Below are 13,738 nucleotides of genomic sequence, written 5' to 3' on the forward strand. Positions count from 1 at the left end.
GGCTAACGTATGTTTACTTGGAGGTGCGATTGGATGTCTCATGCTTTCTGGATCATTATTGCAGTGCTTACCATGTTTATCGTGGCCATCTTCACATCTTCGTACAACGAGGATAAAACCAAAGGCCTGTAAGGTCCGCCCGTAATGCGGACAAATGAAAGCCCTGGATATGAAATGATCCCCACTATAGCCAACAGAATGAATTTCTTGTTCTGTCCGGCTGCGGTGGGGATTTTTTTATGGGAATAAGGAGGCGTGGGAACGATACCGTTCCATGCACAAGAGCGGAGGAAACGGCATGAAAGAAATCATCAGCAAGTCTATGCAAGCACTTAGAGAGGCGACCGGGTTTTCCGGTACAGCCCTTGCGAGAAACAAGGAAGAAATTCTCACTGCCTTCAGCGGCGGCTATGCCAACCGTTCCGAAGGCAGCCTTAACCGGGCAGATACCCGCTTCGGGATAGCATCCGGAAGCAAGCTTTTCACAGCCGTAGCGATCTGCCAACTAGTGGAGAAAGGGCAACTCTCTTTCGATTCCAAGCTGCGGGACTGTCTCCCTTTTGAGTTTAAAAATGTTGATAAAAACATAACCATTCATCATTTGTTGACGCATACTTCAGGAATACCCGATTATTTCGATGAAGAGATCATGGACAATTTCGAAGACTTATGGACTCATTATCCCATGTACCGCGTTAGACGCCCTCAGGACTTCCTCCCCTTATTTGCGGAAAAGAAGATGAAGCATGAGGCGGGTCATGTTTTCCATTACAACAACGGAGGCTATATTGTTTTAGGACTGGTTGTTGAACACCTGAGCGGGCTTCCCTTCAGCGACTATGTAGAGACATTTATTTTTGCCGAAGCGGACATGACGGATTCCGGATACTTTGAAGCCGATTGTTTGCCGGAACGTACGGCAGCCGGCTATATCGATCATGAAGACGGAAGCTGGAAAACCAATGTATTCTCGCTTCCCGCAAAAGGCGGCCCGGACGGCGGGGCTTATGTAACGGCACCGGATATGATGAAATTCTGGGAAAGTTTAATGAAATTTGAATTATTAAACGAAGAAACGACCTCTATGCTGCTGCAGCCCCATATGCATGTAAACAACGATATTTACTACGGATACGGGCTGCGAATGAAACTTCGGCGGCAGGATGTAGAGAAATATATTTTAATGGGGTATGACCCGGGCGTGAACTTCAGGTCGGTTTATTATCCCACAGAGTCACGGTCTATCGTGGTCTGTTCCAACAAATCCGACGGAGCTTTCGAAATGATTGCCGGTATTGAAAAAGAATTAACCTAGCAAAAAGGAGCTGATTTCTCAGCTCCTTTAATTTATTCACTCTTCCCCGGAGTCCAGCCGCCAAGGCCTATGGATAACTTACCACCCGGTGCCGCGCAAAACCGAGATACCGGGTACCCTGAAAATTCAGCTTCCCCATGTCCCCGTCCACAAGTTGGCCGTATTCGGACCCGCTTATACGAAACTCGATCCGGTCGCCGCTCTCCACCTCGAATGTGACGAAGTAGGCCGTGTCCGTGGAGTGGCTGTGCATGGATTCGTTCGAAGCCGAATGATGGTGGGATACCTGCGTGCGCTTCGTGGCGACCCGCGCTTCTACCGTAAGTACCGGTTGTTTGTTGTTGTGGTTCCACTGCAGGATGCTTCTCACCAGGGTAAATCCGATAAACGCCAGAATGGCGATGAAAATAATCGGGAACAACGCCGATATTAGACCGAACATCCCCGGTCCGTCTCCGAACCCTATACCGTCTATGTTTATCACGGCTCTCTCTCCTTCTTTTCCCCATCTGAAAGATCTGCCCTGATTTTACCATATCCTCTTGCTTTTAGGGGGCGAAAAAAAGGCGGGACCATGAAAAAACGCCGTCTCCCGAAGGAAACGGCGCTTTTCAACTCGTGTGTTAAATCTGCCTGGCGAAAAATAGGAAATAAGCCCTAAAACTAGACTCTCGGCTGTTTCATTGCGTTCATTTCGCCCAGACAATTGGAACAGATGTGACGCTCTTTAAATTCGTTGACATGGTCCATCTCTCCGCAGAACACGCATTTAGGGCGGTATCTCTCTAGGATAATATGGTCCCCTTGTACTAAAATTTCGACCGGATCGCCTTCGTTCATTTGATATCTTTTACGCAGCGATTTAGGTAATACGATACGTCCAAGCTGATCCACTTTACGGACAACTCCAGCTGGTTTCATCATTGTGCCACTCACCTCATTTCACCGAAGTATAATCGGCTTTACAATCTATACCCGTTTTTATTCGCCAAATTTCTGCTAATTCCTTCTAACTTCGTTATATTCTTTTTATTCGGGGATACAAAACGGGGAAGATTACAAGATTCCTAAGCACCAGAGCAAAAGAACCTTTGTCCGGCTTGCAAACTAGCCCCGGATACGCCTATACGCCTAGAAGATTTTGGGCAAAAGCCGCCCGGACTCTCTTTCCGCGGACACCGGACTGCTGCTTTAGACTCATACCATCCCGCACCGAATCCCGGACTCCCCGGTTTTCCCGAAATTCGAAATGAACCTTCCGGCCCACCTCCGCCCGTCACGAAATCCCGTTTATCCACACCGGGAAACATCCGGCCTTTCAACTGTCACGACCAACCATCTGCCCCTTCAAACCATTTGTCAAGGAGAGGGAATCGTTGAAACTGGTGAAATTAGGATAAAGCTTAGTTCCTGCCATCCTCCATAAACATATCATACATTACAACTAAATATAGCAGACAAGTATAAAGGAGGGAAAAAAACTAGGGAAGCTAGTTTCCGTTCGCAAGGTCCTTCTTTTCGGAAAGAAGGGAGGTGAAATCAGACATGGATGAATTCCTTATCCCGATAACCGTTCTCACATTTCTCGGCACTCTCTTGTTTATTTTCTGGCGACCGGACATTAACGAAGCCATTCCCGCATCCGTCGGGGCTCTGATTATCCTGCTGAGCGGCAGCGTTTCTCTGGCCGGCCTGGGCAGCATTACCGAAACGATCGGCGGAGCCGCCGTTACGATTATGGCCACCATTGTGATGGCCATCGTTCTCGAAAGCTTCGGTTTTTTTCAATGGGCGGCGGAGAAATTATCGGAGAAAGCGCAAGGCTCCGGCATCCGGCTGTTCTGGTACACGAACCTGTTCTGCTTTCTGATGACGCTCTTCGTCAATAACGACGGCAGCATCCTCATTACGACTCCGATTCTGCTCATGCTGCTCCGCAACCTCAAGCTCAAAAATCATCAGAAAATTCCCTACCTGCTGTCCGGGGCCTTGATCGCAACGGCTTCGAGCGCGCCTATCGGAGTCAGCAATATCGTCAACCTCATCGCGTTAAAAATGGTCGATATGGACCTCTACATGCACACGGCCATGATGTTCATTCCCGCCTCTCTCGGACTCGTTCTGCTGGCTCTGCTGCTGTTCATGAACTTCTACAAGATATTGCCCAAAACCATTCCCGTCCTGAGACCCGGTTCCTGGAAATACACGGCGCCCGGCATCGGTAACCATCCGCTCAAAAGCAGTCCTTCCGACTTGGACGACGGACAGCGGGCCCGGTTTATGCGGAACATTCTCCTCTTCGTATTCGGCGTGCGTCTAAGCTTGTTTGCCGCCTCCTACATCCACTTTCCCGTTCCCGCTATGGCCGTCATCGGTTCCGCTCTCCTGCTGGCCTGGCGGTGGTACCGGCTGAAAATTTCTCCGGCCGACATGATCCGTAAAACACCGTGGAACATTCTTCTGTTCGCTTTCAGTATGTATATCATCATTTACGGACTGCACAATATCGGCTTGACGAACCTGCTGATCCGGCTGCTGGAACCGATAGTAAGCGGAAGCCTGCTTCATGCCAGCGTGCTGATGGGCACCCTCCTGAGCCTGCTCTCCAACATCTTCAACAACCATCCCGCACTGATGATCGGGACGCTTACGTTAACGCATATGGGGCTCGATCCGCTGACGCTCAAAATCTCTTACCTGGCCAGCGTCATCGGCAGCGATATCGGTTCTCTTCTTCTCCCCATAGGAACGCTTGCCACCCTGATGTGGATGCATATTCTGAAAACCGGCAAGGTCGAGCTGACCTGGAGCCAGTATCTGAAAGTGACAATCACGGTCATTCCCGTTACCCTGCTCTTCACGCTGGTCTTTCTCGCTTACTGGATCTCCTGGATTTTTTAAAAGAAAAAAACGATCTTCGAAAATCGAAGACCGTTCATGTAGAAGGAATGCTTACCATAATCTATGTCAACAAGAGCGTTTAAGTTTGGGTGTATTCAGGAGACCCTGAGAAGAGGGCTGGTTCCCTTCTCCTTAGGGTTTTTTGTACCTGTTTACCGGAGTCCCGGAAAATCGTTCTGGCGGAGCGCCTCGAACAGGACGATAGCCGCCGAATTCGACAAGTTCAGCGAGCGGACCGCATCCGACATCGGCATTCTCATGGTCTGGCCGGGATGAGCCTCCAGAATTTCGGGCGGGAGCCCTTTCGTCTCTCGGCCGAAAACGAAAAAATCGCCGTCGCGGAACTCGAAATCCGTATACCGCTTATCCGTTTTCGTGGTGGCAAAAAAGAACCGGCTTCCGGCATATTTCTCTTTGATCTCTTCAAAAGAATCGTGATATTCCAGTTTGACGGAATGCCAGTAGTCGAGCCCTGCCCGTTTCAGTGTTTTGTCGTCCGTTGAAAATCCGAGCGGCCGCACCAGATGCAGGTAAGTTCCTGTCGCTGCGCAGGTCCGGGAAATATTGCCCGTATTCGCCGGAATTTCGGGTTCAACCAATACGATGTGAAAAGCCATGCTGCACGTTCACCTCTTTCCTCTGCTAGTATACCACTTTCCGCTCCGCAATTTTAACACTCGTTTTACGTGTTCTTAATATGACCGTGATACATAGGTGCGATAATAGAGCTAATAACCGAACCCAAAGGAGACCGATTCATGAAGAAAAAAGTGCTAGTCGTAGATGACGAACCTTCGATCTCCATGCTCATCGAGTTCAATCTGAAGCTCGTAGGCTTCGAAGTCCAGTGTGTATATGACGGTGAAGCTGTATTTGACGTCATTGGCCAGTTCCGTCCCGACATTATCGTTCTCGACCTGATGCTGCCCAAAATGGACGGCTTGCAGGTCTGCCGCAAGCTGCGCAGCCAGAACAACCTCGTTCCGATCATTATGCTCACCGCCATGCAGGATTTATCGGATAAAATCGCCGGACTGGATAACGGTGCCGACGATTATATGACCAAGCCTTTCAGTCCGCAGGAGCTGATTTCCCGCATTCAGGCGATCATCCGGCGCATCCAGACCCTTCCCGCCTCGGGCGAAGAAGCTCCGATCACGATCGGCCAGCTCAGCATCCGTCCCGATCAGCGCGAGGTGACCTGCGCGGGCAAGCCGGTTGATCTGACCCCCAAAGAATTCGAGCTGCTTGTGTTCCTCTGCAAGCACAGAGGCAAAGTACTTAGCCGCCAGCAGCTATTGCACGGCGTCTGGGACTACCACTTCCTCGGCGACACCCGTATCGTCGATGTCCACATTTCTCATCTTAGAGATAAAATCGAGGCCAACGCACGGACACCCGAATATATCATGACCATTCGCAACGTCGGCTACAAATTGACCGAACCCGCCATTAAAGAAAGCCTGGCCTAAGGGCCGCCGGAAAAGTAGCGTACAGAAGGAGTAAAAAGGAACGGCGGATGATTCCGCCGTTCCTTTTTTATGGATTTACGGACCTGGTTAGTCGCTTCGCGGGAGGTCCGGGACAAAAGCTCACGCGACTTTCAGGCGCTTGTTCAATCCCTGCAAAGCGAACGTTTAAGACCGTGCAGGATTCTACCGCTCGTGTTCCGGTTTTTGGGGAAAATCGCGCCCAGCCCAGCCTTGTCGCCTCCCAGGATAGCGCCGCGGCTTCTCCCGGCAGGGGCGTATTCCGGCAGCAAAAAAAACGAGGCCCTTTGCGGGGCCCCGTTTTGCGGTCATGATAAAGAAGGATGCCTGTTTGTAAACGGAATAACTACCCGTTGCGTTTACTGAAATCGTTCATGAACTGGGCGAGCGCCTGGCACGACTCGTAAGGAACCGCGTTGTAAGTCGAGGCTCTCAGTCCGCCGACGCTGCGGTGCCCTTTCAGCCCGACAAATCCGTTTGCCTGGGACTCCTTGACGAACAGCTTCTCCAGCTCTTCCGATTGCAGACGGAACGTGATGTTCATTCTCGAACGGCTCTCCACATCGACACATCCTTGATAGAAACCGCCGCTGGCATCGATGGTGTTGTAAATCAGGTCGGTTTTGTCGCGGTTGGTCTTCTCCAGTGCGGCAAGTCCGCCCTGGCGTTTAATCCAGTGCAGCACCAGATTGATCATATACACCGAGTAAGACGGCGGTGTGTTGTAAAGCGAATCGTTCTTCACGTGGGTATCGTAGCTGAACATGGTCGGCAGGTTCGCATTCGCGCGCTCCAGCATATCCTCCCGCAAAATAACGACCGTTACACCCGAAGGACCCAGGTTCTTCTGAGCGCCCGCGTAAATCAGGCCGAACTTCGAGACGTCGACCGGACGGCTGAGAATATCGCTGGACATATCCGCGATGAGCGGAATGCTGCCGGTGTCCGGGTAGCTTTGAACCTGCGAGCCTTCGATGGTTTCGTTCGACGTGACATGCAGATAAGCCGTCTGATCGGACAGGTTGAGCGCACCGAGATCCGGCATGCGCATGAACTTCTGATCTTTCGAGCTCGCCGCAACCGCGGTTTCCCCGAAAAGCTTCGCTTCCTTGATCGCTTTGTCCGCCCACGCGCCGCTTTGAACATAGGCCGCGGTTTGTCCGGCTTGCAGAAAATTCATGGGAATCATGGTGAATTGTGTGCTTGCTCCGCCTTGGAGGAAAAGCACTTTGTAGCCGTCCGGAATGCTGAACAATTCTTTAAGCAGGTTTTGCGTTTCCTTGTTCACCGCTTCATACTCTGCGCTGCGGTGCGAAATTTCCATAATCGACATGCCGATGCCGCGGTAGTCGACAAATTCCTTCTGCGCCTGCTCCAGCACTTCTAGCGGCAAAGCCGCCGGACCGGCGTTAAAATTGTAAGCACGGTTTCCCATTTTTCTCTCCACACCCTCTGCTTCATTTGATTTATCGCTATGATAGCAGTATTCGCCAGCACCATCAAGAGAAAGTTGCATGGATACGGGCCTTTCCGTCAAAATTAAAAGAAGCTTACGCAAAAGGAGCAAATCCGACATGACCGAACCGTTAGAGCGCCTGTTCGTCGCCGTTCCTCTGTCCGGACCCGTCAGGGAAAATCTGAGGAGCTGGACCGGGAGGCTGAGAGATTCAGGAACCACCTTCCACAAATGGGTTCATCCCGAGGATTTCCATATTACGCTGAAGTTTATCGGCGACACGCCTCTGTCTACGCTGCCCGCCCTCTCCCCCTTGCTCCAGCAAGCGGCAGGGGCTCATTCTCCGCTGGAGCTTACCGCGGCGGGAGCGGGAACCTTCGGCCCGAAGGATGCCCCGCGCATCCTCTGGGCCGGGCTGCAGGGCGATTTGGATGCCCTGCAAAGGCTGCAGCGTGATGTGGAGGCGGCCTGCTCGTCGCTCGGCTTCGAGCCGGAAGATCGGCCCTACCGGCCCCACATCACGCTCGCCCGCCGCTATACAGGCGGGCGCAAATGGGCGCGTGAACTGCTGGACGCGCCGGGCGAGTCTCCTTCCGCCTCCTGGAAGGCGGAAGAGATCGTGGTGTACCGGACCCATATGGGCCGGTCACCGATGTATGAACGCGCAGGAGCTTTTGCTCTGCGCGGGTGAAGGAAGGGCCGCCGGTACGTTACAGCGGCCTTTTTGCCGCGGCGGCCCTGCCCTAGCCCGACGCTCCGGCACTGATCTCGCTCCGCTTAACGTTCCCGATCTCCCGCTCGCTAGACGGCGCCATCCGGCGGGCATATGCGCTGCAGCCCCACTCGACCGCATGGCTCGTTTCGCTGAGCACATCCTGCGCTCCTCGCGCGCTCAGCCTCCTATCGGGCTCCCTCGCCCGGTTCGCCCTTGCGCCACAGCTCCGCTCCCTCGCACCCGCTCGTTCGACTGCGCTACCCGGCGGCCCTGCCTGCTCCGCTCCCCGGCATCCCGCTCGCTCGAAGGCGCCCGCCCGGGCCCTGCCCCGTTCGCCCATGCGTCACAACCCCGCTCCCCCCCGTTCAGCTTGTCATCGCGGCCCCCTCCCTTCCCTCCCGCATGAAAACCGCCGCCGGAGACATCCTGACAGGGCAGCGCACGCGTTCCCAAAACTGTCGAATTTATGTCCGCGAATTTGTGTTACGCTCATAATTAGCAAGGACTAACGGTCTACCCCGTGCCGATCCTTGAACCAAGGAGGCATTCGAATGAACTCAACTAACGACATCGCGGAAAAAGCCCGCGCCTTCCTCTATACCTGCTACAGCGAATGGGGTTACAGCGAAAAGGAAGCCGAAGAACGATGGCTCGAAGTCCGCGCCCAAATCGAAGAAACCGGCACTTACGTACATAGGCCGGAAGAACTGGAATACGGCGCCAAGTTAGCCTGGCGCAACAGCAACCGCTGCATCGGCCGTCTGTTCTGGAACACGCTCAGCGTATTTGACGGCCGTCATATCGGCACCTTCGAAGAAGTACGCGACGCTCTTCTTACTCATATCCGTTTTGCCACGAATGACGGTAAAATCCGTCCGGCCATCACCGTTCTCCCCCCCGCCGGGAAAGACGGCAGCTGTCCCGTTCGCATCTGGAACCACCAGCTCATCCGTTACGCCGGTTACGAGACGGAGAACGGGCCGGTCGGCGACCCGAACTCCATCCCCTTTACACAGATTTGCCGGGAGCTCGGCTGGGAGGGCGAAGGAACGCAATTTGATCTGCTTCCGCTGGTCATCCAAATCGGCGACGACGCTCCCCGGTGGTTCGAGCTTCCCCGCGACCTCGTGCTGGAGGTTCCCCTCCGTCATCCCGATCTGCCAGGGTTCGAGGAGTTGCGGCTGAAATGGTACGCCGTTCCTATTATCGCCGACATGCGGCTGGAAATCGGCGGCATCTCTTATCCCGCCGCCCCTTTTAACGGCTGGTACATGGAAACCGAAATCGGAGCCCGCAATCTGGCTGACGAGACCAGATACAACCTGCTTCCGCGGACGGCTTCCCTCATGGGGCTCGATACCGGTTCGAATGCGACCTTTTGGAAGGATCGCGCGCTGATCGAGCTGAATGCCGCCGTGTATCATTCCTACCGCAGCGCCGGCGTCTCCATTGTCGATCATCATACGGCAGCCCAGCAATTTCAGCTGTTCGAGCAGCAGGAAGTGCAGGCGAGGCGGGAAGTAACCGGAGACTGGACGTGGCTGATTCCTCCGGTATCCCCGGCGACCACGCCTATTTTTCACAGTAAGTATGAGAACACCTGGAAATCCCCGAACTTCTATTACCAGGATAAGCCCTACGGGAAATGACCGGGGCCCGCGGCCGATTTACGTCCGATTAAGCCCGTTTAAAATACCGCCCAGACCGTTATCAAATGCCGGTATTCTTTGAGAGAGCCGTGACTGCAGCTGATTCGCTCCGCAAGAGCCTGTGCTTCGTGCACGGGCTTTTTTGCATGCATTCCCTCTTTAGATGGAGATTCCTTCATTTATAGGAACGCAATTACAATTTATGGTAAAATGATGACTCTAAGAAAGGGATGCATTGCGACTGTAAACATTTTCATTTTAATATATAAATAGGGAAAAATAGAAAGAAAGGAATGGATTCGATAGAAGAATGGGTAGACAAATTTTAATCTTTTATTCCTTTTAAAAATAACCGATACGGTTACTTTGACGAGCGCCTCCCCTGCCAAAACTATTACGCAAAGCGACGACGGCGGGTATATGAATGAACAAGAAACGCTTATGTCCAGATGGGATATCGATGGAAACTCACAAAATCAGGCTCCCGTATCCTTCAACGGAAAAATCAGGGTCGCTTACTGGTGTACGGACTATACATACAACATTAACATTACCAATTCCAGCGGCCTTCCGAATGTTTATACCCTGTATGGGAGCAGAACCAGCGGCGCATTTATCAATTATAAAATAAGTACAGTGACTAACCGTCATGTAGACAAAGGGAATGGTATCGTTATTAACCATACACCGGCTTATACGCTTCATACTATCGTTCAGCCTTCAAATAATCTGCCTTTATCTCTGGACTTTGTAGCCCAGTAAATCATAAACGCAAGCATTGTTGAACTACTTACAAGCCCCTTATGAATGAAAGCACCTGGGATGATCAATAGTAAGCCCCCTATACAAGCCCGAACCGCAGATGGTGGTACCGAGCCTTTATATAGAAGATATTTTGAGCGGCCGCAAACCGAGCATGTGATCCGCGGTCCCCGCGAAGGCTTCATTTGACGCCTTGATATGGTAGAAACCTCCAAGCCACTGGAAATGGGAGCCTTCATGTCCGTCAAGCAGATAAATCCCGGCGGCTACTCCCCGCCGGTGAATGTGCCGGGAAAGCGGCTGGCACAAGGAAAAGACATTTACAGTGTGGCTGGGGATCGTACAGCTGGCGCTTGTCCTTTTATCGCTGGCCGCTCATTATTTCCTCAAGTATTCCGTCCGGTAAATCCGCGGCAGCGTACAGGCACAACAACCCTTCCCTTCTAATAAACTGCTTGCAGGAGATTCGTTTGATGAAGGGGATTGTATATGGCCAAAATGGTACCGTCCCGCAAAGCGCGGCAAGCATCAACACTTCCGGCGGGACTGCTCCGGGTGGATCCGCGATCTTCCAAGAGCAAGACCCCGCCCATCGGCGGCTCAACGGGACCCGAGAAAGCAACACGGTCCATCCAGGATGCCGCCGAAAACCCGCAGCGCCGTTCCGTAGAGACCGGCCGTATCGACGGGCTGACCGAAGAAGAACTTCTTGAGGCACAAATTCATGCGAAAGCAGGCGGCTCCAACCCGCTGATCGGCGTACTCGTCAAAACGCTTCAGCCCTCCTCCCCCAACCTGTTCGGGGGGATCACGACTTTTTGCAAAGAGCTGGACGAAGCGAGCAAGGAGCAGGGAGCCCGCGTGTTTTTCTTCTCCGTTGACGGCATAAAGCCGGGAAGCCCGCAAATAACCGGCTGGCACTATGCCTCCGGAGACTGGAAAAAGGATACTTTCCCGATGCCTTCCGTTATTTATAATCGGCTCACCTCGCGAATTCTGGAAAACCGGCCGAAGGTCCAGCAATTTTTCCAGGTCGCCAAAGCAAGCTACGGCGCCAAAGTGTTTAACGAGAAATATTTGAACAAAACGGAAGTTTTTCAGGCTTTAAAAGACGAGGCGGCGTGCAAAAGCTTTCTTCCCGAGTCGTATCTCTTCAAAAATTATGCCATGCTGCAGTCTATGTGCAAAAAGCATGCCACGGTCTTCCTCAAGCCCGTGCTGGGAAGCCTCGGCAAAGGCATTCTGCGCGTCTCTGCCTTGGGCGACGGTTCTTACAGCTGTGAAATCCCTACGCTGAACGGCACGAACCGGAAAGTGTACCCGAGTCTGCTGAAGCTGTTCAACGCCCAGGCCGGGAAGCTGAAAACGAGCCGCTACCAGATCCAGCAAGGTCTTCAGCTCGTCCAGGCCGACGGCCGCCCCGTCGATTTCCGCGCCCTGGTCCAGAAGGACCAGCGGGGAGAATGGGCGATCACGTCCGTCGTCGCCCGGATTGCGGGGGCCAATCATTTCGTTTCCAACCTGGCCCGCGGAGGATCGCTCAGCACGGTCAAAGAGGCGCTCGCCCGCACCTCTCTGCCGGCGGCGGACCACAAGAAGATCTCGACGCAGATCCGTAAAGCGGCCCTTGCCGTAGCGGAAGGCATCCAGACTCATATCCCCGCCTTGTTCGGCGAGCTCGGGGTCGATCTGGCTGTCGATACCGACGGGCGGGTGTGGCTGCTGGAGATCAATTCAAAGCCTTCTAAGAACGACAATACCCCGCTGGACGGCGGCAATAAAATCAGGCCGTCCGTCCGCAGGGTCATCCGCTATTCTAAATACTTGGCGAATCATTAGTGCAAACGCAAAAAAACCCGAGATAACCGGAGAATAACAGAGAGAAGTAGAATGAACGGCTTCTCATCCGCCCAATAGCATCCTTTTCGGCTATTTCTAATAGTTTTCTAATTAAACGGCGCAAACCCAGACGAGGTCTGGGTTTGCGCTTTTTTATCCAATTAGCCCCATCTTTGTGTGTGCTATACTGAGACACATCACGAGATGGAGGTACAAGACATTGAAAAAACAACTAGGAACGAAATTCATCATCGCAAGTCTGAGCGCCACAATTGCCCTCTCGGGAGGACTTACTGCTCTTCCTCAGCAAACGCACGCTGCCGTTTCTTCTTCCGCATTCAAAGCGAAAGGCGATAAAATTCTCACACTCGGCAAGAAATATCTCGGCAGACCTTACAAATTCGGTGCCAAAACAGGCAACACAAGCTCCTTTGACTGCTCTTCTTTCGTTCAATATGTATATCAGCAGAACGGCATCAAGCTTTCCCGCGGTGCCCGCGATCAGTCCAAAAACGGGACAAAGATCAAGCGCAGCGAACTGAAACCGGGAGATCTTGTTTTCTTCTCTACCAGAGCAACAATGAAATACTCCGCCAGCTCCGTTAAACGCATCGGTCACGTCGGGATTTATGCCGGCAATAATAAAGTCCTGCACACTTACGGAGAAGGAGGCGTCAAATACAGCAACATGGGTTCCGGCTGGTGGGACAACCATTACGTGAGCGCAGTAAGAGTCATCAAATAATCTTTACCACCGGAGGATTTAAATCTATGAAAAAAATAGCCAAGCTTGTGCTGGGACTAAGTCTTCTTGCAGGAAGCAGTCTTAGCGCCGGCGCCGCCTTTGCAGAGACGGCTCCAGCAATAACAACTTCATCTACTATTATTACCACAGGAAATCCATATCTGAAACAACTTCCTTATTCCAGCCAAGGAAAAATTTATGGATCCGTGCCTAAAGGCACCAAATTGACTGTGCTTGAAAATACAAACAAGTATTACGTCAAGGTGAAATATAACGGTCAAACCGGCTATATTTCCACCTTATACTTAAAGGCTGTCGGCGGCGCAACTTCTCCGGCTCCGGCTCCTTCTAAACCGGGAACCTCCGGTTCCAGCAGCGCAACCTGGAGCAAGCAGGCGGACAGCATTCTTTCGTTCGCCAAGTCTCTGGAGGGTAAAGTGCAGTACGGTTACGCCAAGAACGACACGAAGAACCTTATCTTCGACTGCTCTTCGTTCACGAAGTATGTGTTTAACAAAGAAGGCATCCATTTGCCTTGGGGCGCAAGGGCGCAGTATAAGCTAGGCACGCCTGTCAGCAAGAGCGAGCTGCGCAAAGGCGATCTCGTCTTCTTCTCCACGACGGCTACGGCCAAGAACAAAGACACCGTCAACAAAATCGGCCATGTGGGCATCTACATCGGCAACAACAAATTCATCCACAACGTGAATAAGAAGGATGATGTCGTCATCGGCGATCTCAACAACACATGGCAGAAAAATCATTACGTCGCATCGGCCCGCATTCTCAAATAATGCGTTACGGCCTTCAAAACCGGGAGCTTGCCTCTCGGTTTATTTGCGTATGCGGACTTCTCTTCCCTACTC

At 52.4% G+C, this 13,738-nt stretch carries 14 protein-coding genes; 9 read left to right on the forward strand and 5 right to left on the reverse strand.

From position 1 onward, the window contains the following. Positions 1-298: 298 nt before the first annotated feature. On the forward strand, positions 299-1,315 hold the full coding sequence (locus AC58P5_RS13055; protein ID WP_497387067.1) for a serine hydrolase domain-containing protein: 1,017 nt from the start codon (positions 299-301) through the stop codon (positions 1,313-1,315). Positions 1,316-1,382: 67 nt separating this feature from the next. On the opposite strand, the gene AC58P5_RS13060 is transcribed toward AC58P5_RS13055, so the two are convergent. After that, positions 1,383-1,799 carry a DUF2500 domain-containing protein gene (locus AC58P5_RS13060; protein WP_497387069.1) on the reverse strand — a complete coding sequence of 139 codons (417 nt, stop codon included), beginning with the start codon at positions 1,797-1,799 and terminating at the stop codon, positions 1,383-1,385. 179 nt (positions 1,800-1,978) lie between these two features. Then, a complete protein-coding gene (locus AC58P5_RS13065) occupies positions 1,979-2,236 on the reverse strand; it encodes an AbrB/MazE/SpoVT family DNA-binding domain-containing protein (protein WP_170318711.1) in 258 nt (85 codons plus the stop codon). A 624-nt stretch (positions 2,237-2,860) separates the two neighbouring features. Here AC58P5_RS13065 and AC58P5_RS13070 point away from each other — a divergent pair. Continuing rightward, positions 2,861-4,216, forward strand: coding sequence for an ArsB/NhaD family transporter (locus AC58P5_RS13070; protein WP_497387071.1), 1,356 nt, complete (start codon positions 2,861-2,863; stop codon positions 4,214-4,216). 152 nt (positions 4,217-4,368) lie between these two features. On the opposite strand, the gene trmL is transcribed toward AC58P5_RS13070, so the two are convergent. After that, on the reverse strand, positions 4,369-4,833 hold the full coding sequence (gene trmL, locus AC58P5_RS13075) for a tRNA (uridine(34)/cytosine(34)/5-carboxymethylaminomethyluridine(34)-2'-O)-methyltransferase TrmL (RefSeq protein WP_497387073.1): 465 nt from the start codon (positions 4,831-4,833) through the stop codon (positions 4,369-4,371). Between the two features lie 141 nt (positions 4,834-4,974). On the opposite strand from trmL, the gene AC58P5_RS13080 reads away from it, so the two are divergent. Further along, positions 4,975-5,688 (forward strand): response regulator transcription factor, encoded by a 714-nt coding sequence (locus AC58P5_RS13080; RefSeq protein ID WP_497387075.1) that lies wholly within the window; start codon positions 4,975-4,977, stop codon positions 5,686-5,688. 364 nt (positions 5,689-6,052) lie between these two features. Here AC58P5_RS13080 and serC read toward each other — a convergent pair whose 3' ends face one another. Further along, positions 6,053-7,141: a 3-phosphoserine/phosphohydroxythreonine transaminase gene (serC, locus tag AC58P5_RS13085; protein WP_497387077.1), complete on the reverse strand. Its 1,089-nt coding sequence runs from the start codon at positions 7,139-7,141 to the stop codon at positions 6,053-6,055. 139 nt (positions 7,142-7,280) lie between these two features. On the opposite strand from serC, the gene thpR reads away from it, so the two are divergent. Beyond that, entirely contained in the window at positions 7,281-7,853 is a 573-nt protein-coding gene (gene thpR, locus AC58P5_RS13090; RefSeq protein WP_497387079.1) for an RNA 2',3'-cyclic phosphodiesterase, read from the forward strand. Between the two features lie 52 nt (positions 7,854-7,905). Here the strand turns inward: thpR and AC58P5_RS13095 are convergent, their stop codons facing one another. Continuing rightward, entirely contained in the window at positions 7,906-8,034 is a 129-nt protein-coding gene (locus tag AC58P5_RS13095; RefSeq protein ID WP_497387081.1) for a hypothetical protein, read from the reverse strand. Positions 8,035-8,428: 394 nt separating this feature from the next. Here AC58P5_RS13095 and AC58P5_RS13100 point away from each other — a divergent pair, with 394 nt between their 5' ends. The 5 genes from AC58P5_RS13100 to AC58P5_RS13120 all read left to right on the forward strand — a co-directional run bounded on the left by AC58P5_RS13100 (position 8,429) and on the right by AC58P5_RS13120 (position 13,666). After that, entirely contained in the window at positions 8,429-9,526 is a 1,098-nt protein-coding gene (locus AC58P5_RS13100) for a nitric oxide synthase oxygenase (protein WP_497387082.1), read from the forward strand. A 420-nt stretch (positions 9,527-9,946) separates the two neighbouring features. Further along, positions 9,947-10,288 carry a hypothetical protein gene (locus AC58P5_RS13105; protein WP_497387084.1) on the forward strand — a complete coding sequence of 114 codons (342 nt, stop codon included), beginning with the start codon at positions 9,947-9,949 and terminating at the stop codon, positions 10,286-10,288. 489 nt (positions 10,289-10,777) lie between these two features. Continuing rightward, positions 10,778-12,127, forward strand: a complete 1,350-nt coding sequence (locus tag AC58P5_RS13110) for a YheC/YheD family endospore coat-associated protein (RefSeq protein WP_497387086.1) — start codon at positions 10,778-10,780, stop codon at positions 12,125-12,127. Positions 12,128-12,347: 220 nt separating this feature from the next. Continuing rightward, a complete protein-coding gene (locus AC58P5_RS13115; protein WP_497387088.1) occupies positions 12,348-12,872 on the forward strand; it encodes a C40 family peptidase in 525 nt (174 codons plus the stop codon). Between the two features lie 26 nt (positions 12,873-12,898). Then, positions 12,899-13,666, forward strand: a complete 768-nt coding sequence (locus tag AC58P5_RS13120) for a C40 family peptidase (RefSeq protein WP_497387090.1) — start codon at positions 12,899-12,901, stop codon at positions 13,664-13,666. The last annotated feature ends 72 nt before the right edge of the window (positions 13,667-13,738 follow it).

The organism is Paenibacillus sp. JT31N7, assembly GCF_059692095.1.

Bases quoted from the DNA above. Each gene is read 5' to 3' on its own strand.
- AC58P5_RS13055 (WP_497387067.1), top strand. From the start codon at position 299: ATGAAAGAAATCATCAGCAAGTCTATGCAAGCACTTAGAGAGGCGACC.
- AC58P5_RS13065 (WP_170318711.1), bottom strand. From the start codon at position 2,236: ATGAAACCAGCTGGAGTTGTCCGTAAAGTGGATCAGCTTGGACGTATC.
- AC58P5_RS13070 (WP_497387071.1), top strand. From the start codon at position 2,861: ATGGATGAATTCCTTATCCCGATAACCGTTCTCACATTTCTCGGCACT.
- trmL (WP_497387073.1), bottom strand. From the start codon at position 4,833: ATGGCTTTTCACATCGTATTGGTTGAACCCGAAATTCCGGCGAATACG.
- AC58P5_RS13080 (WP_497387075.1), top strand. From the start codon at position 4,975: ATGAAGAAAAAAGTGCTAGTCGTAGATGACGAACCTTCGATCTCCATG.
- serC (WP_497387077.1), bottom strand. From the start codon at position 7,141: ATGGGAAACCGTGCTTACAATTTTAACGCCGGTCCGGCGGCTTTGCCG.
- thpR (WP_497387079.1), top strand. From the start codon at position 7,281: ATGACCGAACCGTTAGAGCGCCTGTTCGTCGCCGTTCCTCTGTCCGGA.
- AC58P5_RS13100 (WP_497387082.1), top strand. From the start codon at position 8,429: ATGAACTCAACTAACGACATCGCGGAAAAAGCCCGCGCCTTCCTCTAT.
- AC58P5_RS13105 (WP_497387084.1), top strand. From the start codon at position 9,947: ATGAATGAACAAGAAACGCTTATGTCCAGATGGGATATCGATGGAAAC.
- AC58P5_RS13110 (WP_497387086.1), top strand. From the start codon at position 10,778: ATGGCCAAAATGGTACCGTCCCGCAAAGCGCGGCAAGCATCAACACTT.
- AC58P5_RS13120 (WP_497387090.1), top strand. From the start codon at position 12,899: ATGAAAAAAATAGCCAAGCTTGTGCTGGGACTAAGTCTTCTTGCAGGA.